The sequence below is a fragment of the Bacillus cereus group sp. MG16 genome (assembly GCF_040459875.1).
Classification (GTDB): domain Bacteria; phylum Bacillota; class Bacilli; order Bacillales; family Bacillaceae_G; genus Bacillus_A; species Bacillus_A paranthracis.
This window is the reverse complement of record NZ_JARVHE010000001.1, coordinates 4,567,501-4,583,826: the sequence shown is the minus strand read 5'-3', so window position 1 is coordinate 4,583,826 and position 16,326 is coordinate 4,567,501. Positions and strand designations below refer to the sequence as shown.

The following is a 16,326-nucleotide window of genomic DNA, read 5'->3' as shown; positions in this document are numbered from 1 at the left end:
TTTATTAAAAATAATTAGAATTTTATAACGATGTAGTTATGAACAATAATTCACAGAATCTTTCTAGCAAACTAGCAAGAAGAAAGGTACAATGGTAAGAGGTATGTCTGTAAAATAATAATTAATGGAGTTTTGTTTAAAATGAAAAAGTTAAAATATCTTTTTGTTTTTGGAATTATATTTGCTGTAGCGTTTTTTATAGGGAAAGATAAGATTATACAAAAGGCACAAGTGCTACGCTTAGATTTTCTATCTGAAATGAAAGAAGCGGCTATGATTGAAAATGTTCCGTTTATAAAGCAGTTACCAGAATTACCTCGTGGATGTGAAGTGACAAGCTTAGCTATGTTGCTACAATATAAAGGTGTGCAAGTAGATAAGATGCAACTTGCTAGTGAAATTCATCGAGTTCCATTTGAACAAAATGGTTTGCGTGGAAATCCGTATGAGGGATTTGTTGGAAATATTTATACGAAAGCTGAACCAGGATATGGTGTATACAATAAACCAATCTTTAATTTAGCAGAAAAATATGTTTCTGAAAAAGTAATTAATTTAACAGATAGAGATGTGAAAGATCTATATAAGGTAATTAGTTCTGGTTCTCCAGTATGGGTTATTATTAATACAACGTTTAAGCCGCTAGCTGAAAGTAGTTTTGAAACATGGAATACAAGCTCTGGTGAAGTGAAAATTACATATTTTGAGCATAGTGTAGTAGTAGTTGGATACGATCAAAACTTTGTATATGTAAATGATCCTCTAAAAAATAATCCGCGTTTCGCTGTTCCGCGAGCAGAGTTTGAGCAAGCGTGGGAGCAAATGGGGAAACAAGCAATTACTATTTTATAATAATGAGAAAGCCATCTTTTTTGATGGCTTTTTATTTTTAAGTAATTATAACGGAAAATTCAGAAGATTCTTTTAAAAGTTAACGATTCACGTTATAATAACATTTAACTTGGTGAAGAAGGGGAGAAGAGAAATGGATGTTGCAAAAGAACTTGTTTTGTCAAAGGATCAGTTGGTTGAGTGGAGAAGGCATTTTCATAAGTATCCAGAGTTATCTTTTCAAGAAGAAAAAACATCACAGTTTGTGTTCGATATACTTCGGGAAATTCCATGTTTAGAAGTGTCAAGACCTACGAAATATAGTGTAATGGCAAGGTTGATTGGAAAGCAGTCTGGTAAAATAGTTGCGGTTCGAGCTGACATGGATGCTCTTCCTATTCATGAAGAGAATGAGTTTGAATTTATTTCTGCATATCCAGGTGTAATGCATGCATGTGGCCATGATGGACATATAGCGATATTACTTGGAGTCGTACATAAGTTAGTACAAGCAAGAGAGAAGATTAAAGGGGAGATTCGTTTTCTATTCCAACATGCTGAAGAAAACTTTCCAGGCGGTGCAGAGGAAATGGTCGCAGCAGGTGTAATGGAAGGTGTGGATTATATTATTGGTGCCCACCTTTGGGCGTCATTAGAGGTTGGGAAAGTAGGTGTAATTTATGGTCCTGCAATGGCTGCCCCAGATGTTTTTAAAATTACGATAGAAGGAAAAGGTGGACATGCTGGAATCCCTCATGAAACGGTTGATAGTATTGCCATCGGCACACAAGTCGTTTCACAACTTCAGCAAATTGTCTCTCGCCTCACGAATCCGTTAGATTCTCTTGTAGTATCTGTTACGCAATTTCACGCTGGGACAACTCATAATGTGATTCCAGAACAAGCGGAGATTGAAGGGACAGTGCGGAGTTTAAGACATGAGTTGCGAGAAGAAACAGAGAAAAGAATTGAACAGATTGTAAAGCATGTGACGGAAGCTTACGGAGCGAAATATACGTTTTCTTATGAATATGGATATCGTCCCGTCGTAAATGATTATAAAGTTACAGAGATTATTGAGCAAACAGCATTACAGCTTTATGGAAGAGAACGAGTTACTCGTTTACAGCCGACGATGGCTGGAGAAGATTTTTCAGCGTTTTTACAAAAAGCACCAGGGACATTCTTTTTTATCGGAGCAGGAAATAAAGAGAAAGGAATTATATATCCTCACCATCACCCTCGTTTTACGATTGATGAAGATGCATTACCAATTGGCGTGCAAGTCTTTGTATCATCGATTATGAATTTCATAAGTAAAGGAGAATGAGATGAAGAAAATACACGTATTAGCGCTTATTCCAGTTTTTTGTTTAGTTGTTGGCCCCGTATTTGCTAATTCAGTTACTCCTTACATATTAGGGATGCCATTTTTATTATTTTGGATATTATTATCAGTGCTTATTACATCTCTTTGTATGGGGATTGTGTACGTATTTGATCCTGCTAATAAGGGGGATGTAAAATGACCGCATTACTTATCATTATTTTATTTTTGTTTCTCGCACTATTTTTAGGAATTCGGGCGCAACATGGAAAAGATATGAATTTAGAGCAATGGTCAGTTGGAGGAAGAGGCTTTGGTACTATTTTTGTTTTTCTTCTTATGGCAGGTGAAATTTATACGACATTCACATTTTTAGGTGGAAGTGGATGGGCGTATAGTAAAGGAGCACCTACTTTTTATATTTTAGGTTATGGTGCGTTAGCTTATATTTTATCTTATTTTTTATTACCACCAGTTTGGAAGTATGCAAAAGAGCATAATCTAGTTTCACAGCCAGATTTTTTTGTGAAGAAATATAAGAGTCAGACACTTGGCCTTATCGTTTCTATTATTGGGGTTATTTCGATTATCCCATACCTTGTTTTACAGTTAAAAGGATTAGGAATTATCGTTTCGGAAGCGTCTTACGGAAGGGTATCGCCAGTTATCGCAGTGTGGATTGGCGCAATTGTCATAACGATATATGTAATGGTTTCAGGTATACACGGCTCTGCTTGGACGGCCGCTTTGAAGGATATTATGATCCTGTTTATCGTTATGTTTTTAGGTATATATTTACCGTACCATTATTACGGAGGATTTCAACCGATGTTTGAAGCCGTAGAGGCAGCAAAACCAGGATTTTTATCTTTATCTGATGAAGGAATGAGCATTTCTTGGTTTGTTTCTACTATTGTACTAACAGCTCTCGGTTTCTATATGTGGCCCCATACATTCGCCTCTGCTTTCTCTGCAAAAAATGAAAAAGTATTTCGTAAAAATGCGGCCATTATGCCACTGTACTCTTTAGTTTTACTTTTCGTGTTCTTTGCAGGGTTTGCAGCTATTTTACAAGTTCCTGGATTAAAGGGAGGGGATGTAGACCTTTCGTTATTCCGTCTGGCTCTTCAAACTTTTGATCCTTGGTTTATTGGGATTATTGGTAGTGCAGGAGTTTTAACGGCATTAGTTCCAGGTTCTATGCTTGTCATGGCTGCTTCTACATTATTAGCGAAAAATATTTACCGAACAATGGTCCCATCTGCTTCGGATCGACAAGTGGCAAAAACAGTGAAATTATTTGTTCCTGTAGTAACGCTTGTAGCTGTTTTGTTTACTTTTAAAGGTGGAGAAACGATAGGAGCACTTCTTTTAATGGGATATAGTATAGTGACACAGCTTTTCCCTGCACTTGTATGTAGTCTGTTTCCACGTCAGGTTATTACGAAGCAAGGAGCGATTGCAGGGATGGGGATTGGATTGTTAGTGGTTGCGTATATTACTTTATCGGGTTCAACTATAGCTACGATGTTTCCGAGTTTCCCTCAATATATAAAAGATTTAAATGTAGGTATAGTCGCGTTGTTAATGAATATGATTGTGATGTTTATCGTTAGCGGGTTCACGAAAAATGTGTCTATAAAGAAAGACAATATAATAGTAGAAAAGTAATTCTTATGCTAGAGCTATCTTTGAAAAGAGATAGCTCTTTTTTGTATATATTTTCTTCGATTAGCGGAATCTAACTAAAAACTTGTTGAAAAGGAAGTTAGGTGGGGGACTTGTTAGAGCTAAAAGGTAACTTATTTGAAGTTATGAAAGAAATTAGAGATGAGTTAGGTTCGCCTAATGATTTGACAATTAGGGAAGTTGCCCTTGCTGGTAGTTTTAAACGTTGTGCTGTTGTCTTTTTATGTGGGTTAACAGATAAGGATAACGTTTATAAATATGTAGTTCGTACGCTTCAATATGAAGAGATACAAAAAGACGAAGCTGTTGTTCAAACATTATTAGATCGCTTTATTTCTATTGCGGAAGTTGGTAAGAAGACAACATTTCCGGATATTATAAATGCGATTTTAGCGGGAGATACAGTTATATTAATCGATAATATTCAAACTGCGATCGTGATTAATAGTAGAGCTTGGGAAAAAAGAAGTTTAGAACCGCCAGTAACAGAAGATTTAATACGTGGACCGAGGATAGGATTAAATGAAGATATTAACGTGAATAAAATGTTAATTCGCCGTAGTTTACGTGACCCAAAGCTGAGATTTCAATCTTATATTATGGGAAAGAGATCCTAAAAAGAAGTGACTTTAGTATATATAGAAGACATTATTAATCCTTACATTGTAAAGGAGCTAGATCGGCGTCTTCAATCCATAGTGACAGATGTCGTTTTTGAGACGGGTACAATTGAGCAATTAATTCAAGATAATAATTTGTCGCCGTTTCCGCAGTTTTTGAATACGGAAAGGCCTGATAATATTGTGGCCTCATTAGCGAAAGGAAAGGCAGCTATTTTGGTGGATGGATCCCCGTTTGCGCTTATAGCTCCGCTAGTATTTGTCGATATTTTTCAATCTGTGGAAGATCATTATGAGCGTTGGGTAATAGGAACTTTATTAAGAATTTTGCGGATGGGTTCTGGTATAGTTGCAATTTTAATGCCGGCGATGTATGTAGCGCTCGTCTCATATCACCAAGGACTTATTCCTTCTAAATTGGCTTATTCGATTGCTGGAGCAAGAGAAGGTGTTCCGTTTCCTGCCTATATTGAAACGTTAATGATGGCATTAACGATGGAGTTAATACGAGAAGCAGGAATTAGGTTGCCGAAACCGATGGGACAAACAATTGGGATTGTAGGTGGTCTTGTAATTGGAGAGGCAGCGGTGAATGCAGGAATTGTAAATCCGTTTTTAGTTATCATTATTGCGGTTACAGCTATCGCTACCTTTTCTCTCCCTGTATATAGCATTACGATTACGTTTCGAATTTTATTGTTCGTTTTTGTTTTAGCAGCGACTGCTTTTGGTTTGTATGGAATCATTCTAGCTCTTATTGCGCTTGCTGTTCATATTACAAATTTAACAAGTGTTGGTGTACCGTATACAACTCCAATTGCTCCTGCATTTTATAAAGATTGGAAAGAAGAGTTTATTCGCATGCCAAAATCAATGCTGAAAGAGAGACCTGAATATTTACAAACAAAAGATTCTACAGTACGTCCAAAGGAGCGAGAATAATTGAAACCATTTGAGTATGGCGATGAAGAAATTGGATCTCGGGAAATTGGGTTTGCGGTATCATCGACCATTATTGGTATAGGCGCATTATCTATGCCAAGGGATATTGCAAACCAAACATTATTTTCAGATGGTTGGATTATTTTGCTTTTGGGTGGATTAATATGTGCAGTTTTAGGTTGGTTTGTAACGAGGGTAGCTATTTTATTTCCAAAACAAAACTTTGTTCAATATACAAGCATACATTTGACGAAGCCTGTTGCATATACAATTAGTAGCATTTTAGTATTGACGTTTGCGGCTTTGACAGCATATGAATCGCGGATGATTGCAATTATTTCGCAAACGTATTTATTTAGTGATACGCCGGTACAGCTCCTATCTTTCTTCTTCTTATTAGTTGTTATCTATGGAATAGCAGGGTCGAGAGCAGCTTTATTACGATTAAATGTTATGTTCTTACCTATTGTTTTAATTGCAATAGTGCTTCTTTCTTTATTAAATATAAATTTAATGGAAATAAACAATTTATTTCCAGCTTTCCAAACGGAAGTAAGTCAATACGCTGTTGGGGTTAAAAATTCTATATTCACATTTATTGGATTTGAGGTAGCTCTGTTTTATGCTGTGTTGCTAAATGATAAGACAGCGAAAAAGGCACCAATGGCAGTTGCGAAAGCAGTGATAGTAAATGTGCTCTCATACATTTTAATTTATGTAACTTGTATTAGTGTTTTTACGTATATGACAACTCGTGGATTGACATATCCAACAATTGAATTAGGGAAAGAAATTGAAATTGGTGGAGGCTTTTTAGAAAGGTTCGATGCAATTTTTTTTACGACTTGGATTATTACTATTTATAACACTACAGCAATGTATTATGATGTCGCCTCTTTATTATTTTGTGCCATGTTTCCGAAAGTGAAGAAACATATTTTTATTTTCGGAAGCGCGCCTCTGATTTTTATGCTGAATATGCTCCCTGGTAATTTAGATACGTTATCAAGTTACGGAACGTATTTAGCGTGGATAGATATGGGATTTGTCGTATTAGCTCCTTTGCTAGTTTTTATTGTATATAAAATAAAAAGAAGGAATGGTAGAAATGAAACACCTTCTTAAAATTATAATGGTTATGGTTTTAGTTGGATCTATAAGTGGGTGCTCTGAACTAGAAGAAATAGAAGAAAGAGGCTTTGTAGTAGGCGCAGCTTACGATATTGTGAAGAAAAAGAAATCAAATCCGATTATGAAAGGGACATATCAGATGGTACTTCCCAGTAAGTTAGCACAACAAGGTGGACAGGGCGATGGAGATAGTGAAAATTATATTAACGTAAGTGCGAAAGCAGATAGCGTCTTTGAGCAAATAAGAATAATTGCTAAAAAAATTAGTCGAACATTATTTTTTCCGCATATACAAGTCATTATTTTTTCGGATGAATTACTAGCAAATCCGTATGTTTTGCAAAATACGTTAGATGTATATTTTCGTGACCATGAAATGAGAAGAAATATTCGTTTGTTCGTTTCCAAGAAAAATGCAGAATCTATTTTAAAACAGAGTGCAAAACCTGAAAACTTACCGGCGCAGTACATTGATATGTTAGCTGAACATCCTCCGAAAAACGCTCAAATGATTGAGGCGGCGAGAATTGGTGAAGTACAAGGAAAAATGATTGCAGATCGAAGTTTTGCATTACCTCTCTTAGGGTTAACTAAACAAGGCGTACAAATGGAAGGAGCGGCATTGATCCGTGGAAAGGATAATAAGTGCGTTGGAACTTTGAATGGAGAACAAACATTAGGCATGAACTATGTAATAGGTAAAAAAATTGGAGGTTTCTTTACTGTTCGTAAAAAGAATCAGCTCATTACATATGAAATTCATAAGTTGCGCCGAAAGATCCAAGTGTCTACTGAAAATGCTACAAAACCGAAGTTTGATATTTATTTGTCCACAGAAGGCATATTAGCTGAGTTACATTTTAATGAACCAAAACAAGTGATGAATGAAAAGTTTTTAAAGAAAGAGATTTCAAAGGAGATGAAGAAGCGTATTGAAAAGTCTATACAGCTTGTTCAAAAAAAATATAAGGTAGATGTATTGGAATTAGGAGAGGTATATAAGAGGCATAATTATAAAGAGTGGAAGAAAGTTAGTAAGAATTGGGATCAAGGCCAGAATTATTTTAGTAATGCTGAAATTAATGTTCACGTTGATCCAACAATTGAACATTCAGGTTCAGCATTACCAAAGAAAGTAAAGTAAGGTGATGGAAGTTGTTTACTGGATTAGGAATTAGTTGCACAATATTAATGGCGATTCTTCCAGGTGCTATATACTTTATTCATAAGAAACTCACAACGTATGGAGCGCAGCCTTGGAATACTGATGTGCAAAAAAAGAAACCTGAATGATTTCAGGTTTCTTTCGTGCAAAGCATATGTGAAGGGGGATACCTTCTATGTATGCTTTGCTTTATACAAGCCCTAACCAATGTACCAATTGTGTAGAGAGGAATGTCACAACAATGGCGATAACGGTAGGGATTGCAAACGATAAGAATGTCCATTTTGCACTTTTTGTTTCTTTATATATGTTAACCAGTGTCGTTCCACATGGGAAATGAAGAAGTGAGAACAACATTGTGTTTAACGCTGTTAACCAAGTCCAACCATTTTCTAAGAATAAATTTTTAATTTGATTAAAATCATCTATTTCAGTTAAAGCTCCGGTTGATAAGTAAGACATTAATAAAATCGGGATAACAATTTCATTCGCTGGTAGTCCAAGAATGAAAGCAGCTAGAATAAAGCCGTCAAGTCCTAACATTTTAGCAAATGGATCTAGAAAATTTACAAAATACATAAGTAAGCTTGTGTCACCGATGAAAATATTAGCTAGTAACCAAGTTAATGCAGCCGCAGGGGCAGCTACAACAACAGCTCGTTTTAAAACATAAACTGATTTATCGAGTGTTGCGCGCACAATTGTATTCCAAACCTTTGGCTTACGGTACGGCGGTAACTCAAGTGTGTAGTGGGTTGGAACGCCTTTTAAAGCTGTTTTGGATAGTACCCAAGAAACAGTTAATGTCATAACGATACCAATTACAACCATTCCAACTACAACGCCGGCAGTAACAAGTGTTTGCATACTACCTGTATAACCAGCAGCCATAAATAATGAGGCCATTAAAATTAACATAGGCCAGCGACCGTTACAAGGTACGAAGTTATTTGTTAAGATTGCAAGCATACGTTCACGTGGTGATTCAATAATACGTGTTGACATAATAGCTGCAGCGTTACACCCAAAGCCCATTGCCATTGTTAAAGATTGTTTACCGTGTGCACCAGAGCGTTTGAATAAGCGGTCCATATTAAACGCAACTCGTGGTAAGTATCCATAGTTTTCTAATAGTGCGAACATAGGGAAAAAGATGGCCATAGGTGGTAACATAACGCTAATAACAGCGCCGATACCACGGAATAAACCAAGTATTAAAATGCCATGTAACCATTCAGGTGCGTGTGCTGCTTGGAACCAAGAAGTTAAATATCCTTCGGCCCATCCGAAAAACTCAGCAATCATATCAGATGGTACGTTAGCACCAGCGATTGTAAGATAAAAAATGATAGATAAAATACCGAGCATAATTGGGAATCCCCATATTGGAGATGTGAAAATTTTATCTAGTTTTTCAGAACGATATAATTTATCCGTATTTGTATATTGAACAGATTCTTTACAGATGCTTGCAGATGTTCGATAAATATCTCCGACAATATCATCTCGTATATCTTCTTTTGAAAGTGTTTGAGCGTGTTGAATAATATAGTCTAATGGAAGAGCTTTACTGGCTGAGTGAGATTCCATTGATTACGACCTCCCTTACAAGTGGTTCGTTATGATGTTTTTCAAGTGCAGTTAAGAAATTTTTATCTCCATCTAATATACGTAATGCAATCCAACGTGCTGGATACGTATCACCGAATACTTTATAAATTTGTGGTTCTAATTCTCGAATCATATTTTCGATTTTTTCACTATAAGTAACTTTAATTGGTGCTGGAATTAGCTTTTTATTTGCTACTTTAGCAATGAAATTTAGTAAATGACCGATGCCTACTCGGTTACGAGCGGAAATTTTAACTACAGGTACACCAAGTGATTTTGCTAATTTTTTTTCATCGATAACGATGCCTTTTTTCTCAGCTTCATCAATTAAGTTAATACAAATGACTACGTTACTCGTCATTTCCATCACTTGAAGTGCTAAATTTAAATTTCTTTCCATTGCTGTTGCATCTACAACAACTACAGTTACTTCTGGTTTTTCAAATATAATATAATCCCTTGCTACTTCTTCATCCGCAGAATTTGAATATAGTGAGTAAGTCCCAGGTAAATCTATTAATGTATATTTACTACCGTTATGTTCATATTCCCCTTCAGCTTTTAAAACAGTTTTTCCTGTCCAGTTTCCAGTATGTTGTTTTAAGCCTGTTAAAGTATTAAATAATGTACTTTTCCCGGTATTCGGGTTGCCGGCTAAAGCAATGCGATGTTTGCTCATCTGAAATCATCTCCTATTAATATCCCGAAAATAAGGGAGCTTTCTTCCTTACGTAGTGCAATAGTGGTGTTGCTTACTTGATAAGCGACCGGATCTCCAAGTGGACTGCGTTGTAATACTTTAATTGTTGCCCCAGGGATAAATCCTAAATCTAATAAACGTCGTTTCATAGTTCCTTCTAATTGTATCTTCTCAATTTGTACAAACTCTCCTGTCTTAAATTCGGAAAGTGGTTTTATATTAGCCGATACCATAAAAGTTACCTCATCTCTATATTGTTAGTTTAAGTTTAAAAAGTTTCCTTAGGTAAACTTTTTGTTAGTAATATAGTAGACTACATTGGATGATGCTGTCAATTGGTACTTTAAAAATATTCATTTATTTTTAGAATTGTTCCAATTTATTTAGTTGTACTAAAAAATATTACTGAAATTCTGTGTGATGTGCATAAATTAGGTGTGTAAAAGTAACAAAATACAGCGGAATTGTAAATGTAACTTTAACTCAAAGGGAAAAAGAGTGAAAAACATTTACATTGAATTTACATTGTTAAGAGTAAATTTACATTACAGCTTAATTAGTGTGGATTTTGTTGGGTTCTTTAACTATAAATGTTGGGATTCCTAGTTTTTAAGGATTATTATCGTCATTTACTTAAAATTAAAAATTGCTTAACACTCACATAATATTATTGTCCTACAATGAATTTGTGTTCGAAAGAAGTAGATAAATGTGAAAAGTGATAATCCAAATGGGGGTACAAGACATGGTCATGAAAAAGGGTATTAAATTTTCTTTAGCAGCTTTAGTGGTAGCGGGTTCATTAGTGGGATGTGGAAAAGCAGAAGAGACATCAGGTAAAGATGCTAAAGGAAGCGATAATGCAAAACAAGAATTGTCAGGTACGATAGCAGCTGCAGGCTCTACAGCACTTCAACCTCTTGCAGAGGAAGCTGGAAAGAAATTTATGGAGAAAAATTCAAACGTTTCTATTCAAGTGCAAGGTGGCGGTAGTGGAACTGGAATTAACCAAGTAGCTTCTGGTGCAGTCCAAATTGGTAACTCAGATGTTCCATCTGCAGATAAAATAAAAGATGCTGATAAGGCGAAAGAATTAGTAGATAACAAGGTAGCGGGTATTGCATTCGCACTTGTCGTAAATAAAGATGTAAAAGTTGATAATTTAACAGTACAACAAGTACAAGATATCTTCACTGGAAAAGTAACAAACTGGAAAGAGGTAGGCGGGAAAGATGAAAAAATCAACGTAATTAACCGTCCAGCTTCTTCTGGTACACGTGCTACGTTTGAAAAAACAATTATGAAAGATGCGAAAATTAATGACGGAACTGGTACTACACAAGATTCTAACGGTGCAGTAGAGCAAGCGATTAATTCTACTCCAGGTTCAGTAAGTTATTTAGCAATGTCTTACATGGTTGGCGAGAAAAAAGGTGCGCTACAAACAGTGAAAATTGATGGTGCTGAACCAAAAGTTGAAAACATTGCGTCTGGTAAATATCCATTCTGGTCTTACGAGTACATGGTAACGAAAGGTGAAGCGAAAGAAGCAACAAAAGCTTACATTGACTATGTAAAAGGTAAAGATTTTGAAAAGCAAGTAGAAGATATGGGTTATATTCCAATGTCTAAATTAAATAAGTAATAAAATTTATGGGGCTGGCTGCAAGGCCAGTCCTGTTCATTTCAATTTATGAAGTGGGGTCTGTCCTGTGATGAAGGGGAAAAAACAAATTAATTACGTGAAAAGTGAATATATAGGAAGATCACTTGTTACGTTTTGTGGTATTTTTATTGTTTTAGTTACATTAGCTATTATTGCGTTTATTTGCGGTAAAGGAATTCAATCTTTTACGCAAAGTGGTATCTCGTTTACTGAGATGTTAACATCGACAAAATGGAGTCCAAATGCTGATGAGGGAACTTTCGGGGCTGTAATTTTCATTGTAGGTTCAACGGTGGTTTCGTTAGGTGCGGTTATTATTAGTGCACCAATTGCTATAGCTCTTGCTATATTCATGAATTTAATTTCGCCGAAGTTTGGAAATAAAGTATTGAAGCCTGTTTTAGAATTATTAGTTGGTATTCCTTCGGTTGTATACGGATTATTAGGGGTTACAATTTTAGTACCGCTATTACGTGATTCGTTTGGGGGAGTAGGGTTTAGTTTAATTGCAGGTATTATTGTCCTGAGTATTATGATTTTACCTACTATTGCTAGTATCGCTTCAGATGCAATACGCTCTGTTCCGTTTGATTATTTAGAAGCTTCTTATGGTTTAGGATCAACGAAATGGCAAGCAATTAGCCGAGTAATTGTTCCTGCTGCGAAAAAAGGGATTTTAACAGGTGTTGTTTTAGGTTTAGCGCGTGCTTTTGGTGAAGCGTTAGCGGTTCAAATGGTAATTGGGAATACGGTTAAATTACCAGAAGGAATATATAGTCCGACAGCAACGTTAACTGGTATTTTGACAATGGATATGACAAATACATTAAACGGAACTGCTTGGAACAATGCGCTATGGACTTTAGCAATGATTTTACTTGTTATTTCATTCCTGTTTATTTTAGTTATTCGAGCAATTGGGCAAAGAGGTGAGCGATAATAATGAATGCAAGGACGGTAAATAAAGTTTGGACAGGTATCTTTTATGCGGTTGCGGCTTTAGTCGTAGCTTTACTAGTGTTCTTAGTATTTGAGATTTTACAAAAGGGATGGGGTTTTTGGGATCCTAATTTCCTGTTTGGAGAACCAAGCAATACAAGAGCTGGTGGTGGGATTGGTCCGCAGTTATTCAATTCATTCTATATGCTTGTTATAACGCTTATTATATCCATTCCACTTGGATTAGGCGCTGGAATATATTTAGCAGAGTATGCAAAACAAGGACGTTTTTTAAACTTTGTTCGTTTATGTATTGAGACAATGGCATCTTTACCTTCTATTGTTGTTGGTTTATTCGGTTTGTTAGTGTTCGTTACAATGACAGGATGGGGATACACAGTAATGGGTGGTGCCCTTGCTTTAACGATTTTAAACTTGCCAGGTTTAACACGTGTTTGTGAAAATGCGATTTCAGAAGTTCCTGCTAATGTGAAAGAGGCGAGCCTTGGGTTAGGTGCAACAAAGTGGCAAACGATCACTCGTATTATTATCCCGTCGTCATTACCGCAAATTATTACAGGTGTTATTTTAGCGGCAGGTCGTATATTTGGTGAAGCAGCAGCATTGATTTACACAGCGGGTTTAACATCTCCAATTTTAAATTCAGCAGCGGACTTCTCAAGTCCTGCTCATCCTTTAAACCCATTTAGACCAGCTGAAACGTTAGCGGTTCACATTTGGAAGTTAAATTCTGAAGGAATTATTCCGGATGCGAAGTTAATTGCGACAAAATCTGCAGCTGTATTAATTATTATGGTATTACTATTCAATGTTATTTCACGATTAGTAGCATCTATATTGCACAAACGTTTTACAGGAGCGAAAAGAAAAAGTAAAACGACGAAGAAGGTAAAAGCGGCATAAGTTATAAAGAAGAACTCTCTATTTATAAGTAGGGGGTTCTTTTTGCGTTTTAATATAGAAGGAATGGAAGTAACGGGAATTGAATTATATAGATGAACAGGTGCAAATGAAGGGGTGGAGGAATTGTTTTTTCTGCAAATGTCAGGTTTTCCAGGATCGGGAAAATCCACAGTTTCTAAGTATATAGGGGAGTTAACAGGTGCTATAATTGTAGATCATGACGTTTTGAAATCAGCATTGTTAAGATCACTAGAAGTGAAAGGTATTGAAACAACGATTATTGGTGGACTTGCGTATGATGCTGAATGGGTATTGATTGATTCATATTTAGAACAAGGACATAGTGTGATATTGGATAGTCCATGTCTATATGAAGGGATGGTTGAAAAAGGAATTAAGCTGTCTAATAAACATGGTGTGAAATATAAATATATTGAGTGTTATCTGAATGATATGGAAGAGATTAATATGAGACTACAAACACGTAAGCGTCTGGTCAGTCAAATTGAAAAGGTGGAGTCGGAAGTAGCTTTTAAAAAGTGGTTAAATGGTAGTAAAAGACCTCTAAATAGTGAATATCTTATTGTGAATTCTAGTGAACCTCTAGAGCGGTATGCAGAAAAAATGATGAATTATATGAGTAGGTAGAGAAAAAGCGTTATCTTCATTCGTGAAGATAACGCTTTTTCGTTTAAATATCAGGTGTTTCTGTAGAAGTATTTATTTTTCTACGAGAGCGTCTTTTTCTCCCGATTTTATCTAATAGTTCATACATTACAGGAACGACTACTAATGTAAGGACAGTTGAGACTGCTAAACCGCCGATGACAACGACTGCCAAACTTTTCGATACCATACTTCCTGCTTGTGATTGACCAAATAGGAGTGGTAGCATAGCGACGATTGTTGTAATAGCTGTCATAATAATTGGGCGTAATCTAGTGGAACCTGCTTCAAGTAAGGCCTCTCTCGTTTCCATACCGTGTTCTCGGTTTTGTTGTACTCTTTCTATTAATACGATAGCGTTTGTAACGACAATCCCGATTAACATTAATGCGCCGATCAAGGAATTTACATCAACTGGTGTTCCTGAAATGATTAATCCTAAAATACCGCCGACAGCAGCTAATGGCAAGGAGAACAAGATTGCAAAAGGAGCACGCGCCTGCCCAAAGGTAATAACCATAATTAAATATACAATCCCGATTGCAATCCCCATAATCTTGAATAAATCTGTGAAGTTCTCTTGCATAGATTCAGTGGCGCCTGCGATATTTACTTTTGCTCCGCTAGGTAAATCTAAGTCGGCTATCGCTTTGTTCACTTCTGCGCTTACCTTACTTAAATCTTCATTTGAAGCTTCTGCGGTAATTTGAATGGTTTCTTTTCCATCTTTATGGAAGACTTCTGTTTGAAGTTGTTTTTCTGAAATAGTTGCAATGTCTTGTAAAGGAATTGGTCCATTAATAGGTGATAGTATGTTTGTGTTTAAAATGTCTTCTTGTTTAGTAATACTTTCTTTTTTATGTTCTATCATAATAGTAGTTTTTTCGTTATTGATTGAAACTTCACCAATAGGTGATTTCTTCATAAGGAATGCCACTTGTTGAGCTGCTAATTCTGGTGTTAATCCTAGTTGTTCGGCCTTTGTTTGATCAACATGGATTTGCCATTCTTTCTTAGAGTCTTCTAAATTCGTTTTTACTTTAGAAAGATCATCCATATCTTTTAGTTTTGTTTCGACGATAGTAGCAGCCTCTTTTAAATTCGTTTCGTTAGTGGCTGTTACGTTGAATTGTAAATTATTGCCGCCGCCAGAGCTTGAATAACTCATTTTTATATAATCAAGTTCAGCGGGTTCAAAAGTTTTATGTTCTTTCTTTAACTCTTTAATATACTGATCAATATCAGAACCTTTTTTAAAGACTACCAATATACTTGCGAGATTATTTTTGGTCGTTTGCCCCCATTGTGCATCTTCTGCGCTAGATCCCATTCGTAAAATAACATCAGTTACATCTGAATTAGAAAGTAGCTTCTTTTCGAAATCAAAAGCTTTTTGTTTTTGTGTTTCAGGAGCGTAATCAGCTGGGAAAGTCATATTAATAGATAACATTGTGTCGTCTTCAGATTTTATATTCGCTTTCGGTAGTAATACATAGGCAGCAATCGATCCTGCGAATAATAAAAAAGAAGTAAGTAGAATAATGAATTTATGCGAAAGAGCCCACTTTAATGTAGCGACATATCGTGGTGAAGAACTTGGCTTTTTGTGTTTTGTTTTTTTGAGTAGTAAAAAAGCCATAAGTGGAACAACTGTTAGTGCAACGATTAAGGATGATAGTATAGAATATACGACTGCTAATACCATAGGTAACATTAATTTTCCGATTACTCCTGATACGAGGCCAATAGGTAAAAAAACAGCGACCGTTGTTAAAGTAGAAGAAGTAATTGCGACGGCGACCTCTTTCGTTGCATCGAGAATAATATCTTTAGAGAAAGATTCTTTTTGTAAACGTCGGAAAATATTCTCAATGACAACGATGCTATCATCGACGAGACGTCCAACTGCAACGGCTAAACCACCAAGTGTTAGAGTGTTAAGTGTGATGTTAGATTGGTGTAGTAAAAAGAGTGTTAATAAAATAGATAATGGAATACTGACAACAGCAATGAGTGTCGTTCGGAAGTTACGTAAAAAGATTAAGATAATTAGAGTTGCCGCAAGTGCTCCAAGGATTACTTCTTTTCCCATACTAGTAACAGCATTTTCAACTT

General features: G+C 35.9%; 15 protein-coding genes and 1 pseudogene (1 of these 16 only partly in view). 12 read left to right on the top strand and 4 right to left on the bottom strand.

The window, feature by feature from the left end; translation table 11 throughout:
- The first annotated feature begins 141 nt into the window (after positions 1–141).
- The 8 genes and pseudogenes from QCI73_RS23970 to QCI73_RS23935 all read left to right on the top strand — a co-directional run bounded on the left by QCI73_RS23970 (position 142) and on the right by QCI73_RS23935 (position 7,833).
- Positions 142–852: a C39 family peptidase gene (locus QCI73_RS23970; protein WP_353823891.1), complete on the top strand. Its 711-nt coding sequence runs from the start codon at positions 142–144 to the stop codon at positions 850–852.
- Positions 853–985: 133 nt separating this feature from the next.
- Positions 986–2,161, top strand: coding sequence for an amidohydrolase (locus tag QCI73_RS23965; RefSeq protein ID WP_353823890.1), 1,176 nt, complete (start codon positions 986–988; stop codon positions 2,159–2,161).
- A gap of 1 nt (position 2,162) precedes the next feature.
- On the top strand, positions 2,163–2,360 hold the full coding sequence (locus QCI73_RS23960; RefSeq protein ID WP_000719858.1) for a DUF3311 domain-containing protein: 198 nt from the start codon (positions 2,163–2,165) through the stop codon (positions 2,358–2,360).
- Positions 2,357–3,829: a sodium:solute symporter family protein gene (locus QCI73_RS23955; protein ID WP_353823889.1), complete on the top strand. Its 1,473-nt coding sequence runs from the start codon at positions 2,357–2,359 to the stop codon at positions 3,827–3,829. Before QCI73_RS23960 ends, QCI73_RS23955 begins: the two co-directional genes overlap by 4 nt.
- Before the next feature lie 101 nt (positions 3,830–3,930).
- Positions 3,931–5,409: pseudogene (gene gerLA, locus QCI73_RS23950) on the top strand (spore germination protein GerLA).
- Positions 5,410–6,534, top strand: a complete 1,125-nt coding sequence (gene gerLB / locus QCI73_RS23945) for a spore germination protein GerLB (RefSeq protein ID WP_000802016.1) — start codon at positions 5,410–5,412, stop codon at positions 6,532–6,534.
- Positions 6,518–7,684 carry a spore germination protein GerLC gene (gerLC, locus tag QCI73_RS23940; protein WP_353823888.1) on the top strand — a complete coding sequence of 389 codons (1,167 nt, stop codon included), beginning with the start codon at positions 6,518–6,520 and terminating at the stop codon, positions 7,682–7,684. Before gerLB ends, gerLC begins: the two co-directional genes overlap by 17 nt.
- 11 nt (positions 7,685–7,695) lie before the next feature.
- Complete coding sequence (locus tag QCI73_RS23935; protein WP_000493983.1) at positions 7,696–7,833, top strand: hypothetical protein; 138 nt, start codon at positions 7,696–7,698, stop codon at positions 7,831–7,833.
- Between the two features lie 61 nt (positions 7,834–7,894).
- Here QCI73_RS23935 and QCI73_RS23930 read toward each other — a convergent pair whose 3' ends face one another.
- The 3 genes from QCI73_RS23930 to QCI73_RS23920 are packed head-to-tail and all read right to left on the bottom strand — an operon-like array spanning position 7,895 to position 10,249.
- The gene (locus tag QCI73_RS23930) at positions 7,895–9,295 is read right to left on the bottom strand and encodes a nucleoside recognition domain-containing protein (RefSeq protein ID WP_000443601.1); all 1,401 of its coding nucleotides are present in this window, start codon (positions 9,293–9,295) and stop codon (positions 7,895–7,897) included.
- A complete protein-coding gene (locus tag QCI73_RS23925; RefSeq protein WP_353823887.1) occupies positions 9,273–9,995 on the bottom strand; it encodes a FeoB small GTPase domain-containing protein in 723 nt (240 codons plus the stop codon). Before QCI73_RS23925 ends, QCI73_RS23930 begins: the two co-directional genes overlap by 23 nt.
- On the bottom strand, positions 9,992–10,249 hold the full coding sequence (locus QCI73_RS23920; RefSeq protein ID WP_000252983.1) for a FeoA family protein: 258 nt from the start codon (positions 10,247–10,249) through the stop codon (positions 9,992–9,994). The genes QCI73_RS23925 and QCI73_RS23920 overlap by 4 nt, the downstream gene beginning before the upstream one ends.
- A gap of 512 nt (positions 10,250–10,761) precedes the next feature.
- Here QCI73_RS23920 and QCI73_RS23915 point away from each other — a divergent pair.
- The 4 genes from QCI73_RS23915 to QCI73_RS23900 all read left to right on the top strand — a co-directional run bounded on the left by QCI73_RS23915 (position 10,762) and on the right by QCI73_RS23900 (position 14,193).
- Complete coding sequence (locus QCI73_RS23915; protein ID WP_000245119.1) at positions 10,762–11,661, top strand: phosphate ABC transporter substrate-binding protein PstS; 900 nt, start codon at positions 10,762–10,764, stop codon at positions 11,659–11,661.
- 70 nt (positions 11,662–11,731) lie between these two features.
- Positions 11,732–12,622 (top strand): phosphate ABC transporter permease subunit PstC, encoded by an 891-nt coding sequence (gene pstC / locus QCI73_RS23910; protein ID WP_011040013.1) that lies wholly within the window; start codon positions 11,732–11,734, stop codon positions 12,620–12,622.
- Between the two features lie 2 nt (positions 12,623–12,624).
- Positions 12,625–13,545: a phosphate ABC transporter permease PstA gene (gene pstA, locus QCI73_RS23905; protein ID WP_000994138.1), complete on the top strand. Its 921-nt coding sequence runs from the start codon at positions 12,625–12,627 to the stop codon at positions 13,543–13,545.
- A gap of 123 nt (positions 13,546–13,668) precedes the next feature.
- A complete protein-coding gene (locus QCI73_RS23900; protein WP_353823885.1) occupies positions 13,669–14,193 on the top strand; it encodes a P-loop nucleotide/nucleoside kinase family protein in 525 nt (174 codons plus the stop codon).
- A 43-nt stretch (positions 14,194–14,236) separates the two neighbouring features.
- On the opposite strand, the gene QCI73_RS23895 is transcribed toward QCI73_RS23900, so the two are convergent.
- A protein-coding gene (locus QCI73_RS23895; RefSeq protein ID WP_353823884.1) for an efflux RND transporter permease subunit crosses the window boundary here: on the bottom strand, positions 14,237–16,326 show its 3' portion. Its footprint extends 955 nt past the window's final position; 2,090 of the gene's 3,045 nt are visible here — the last part of the coding sequence; its start codon lies beyond the right edge, outside the window; it ends in the stop codon at positions 14,237–14,239.

Coding starts and splice junctions, on each gene's coding strand:
- QCI73_RS23970 (WP_353823891.1), top strand. CDS start 142: ATGAAAAAGTTAAAATATCTTTTTGTTTTTGGAATTATATTTGCTGTA.
- QCI73_RS23965 (WP_353823890.1), top strand. CDS start 986: ATGGATGTTGCAAAAGAACTTGTTTTGTCAAAGGATCAGTTGGTTGAG.
- QCI73_RS23960 (WP_000719858.1), top strand. CDS start 2,163: ATGAAGAAAATACACGTATTAGCGCTTATTCCAGTTTTTTGTTTAGTT.
- QCI73_RS23955 (WP_353823889.1), top strand. CDS start 2,357: ATGACCGCATTACTTATCATTATTTTATTTTTGTTTCTCGCACTATTT.
- gerLC (WP_353823888.1), top strand. CDS start 6,518: ATGAAACACCTTCTTAAAATTATAATGGTTATGGTTTTAGTTGGATCT.
- QCI73_RS23930 (WP_000443601.1), bottom strand. CDS start 9,295: ATGGAATCTCACTCAGCCAGTAAAGCTCTTCCATTAGACTATATTATT.
- QCI73_RS23925 (WP_353823887.1), bottom strand. CDS start 9,995: ATGAGCAAACATCGCATTGCTTTAGCCGGCAACCCGAATACCGGGAAA.
- QCI73_RS23920 (WP_000252983.1), bottom strand. CDS start 10,249: ATGGTATCGGCTAATATAAAACCACTTTCCGAATTTAAGACAGGAGAG.
- QCI73_RS23915 (WP_000245119.1), top strand. CDS start 10,762: ATGGTCATGAAAAAGGGTATTAAATTTTCTTTAGCAGCTTTAGTGGTA.
- pstC (WP_011040013.1), top strand. CDS start 11,732: ATGAAGGGGAAAAAACAAATTAATTACGTGAAAAGTGAATATATAGGA.
- pstA (WP_000994138.1), top strand. CDS start 12,625: ATGAATGCAAGGACGGTAAATAAAGTTTGGACAGGTATCTTTTATGCG.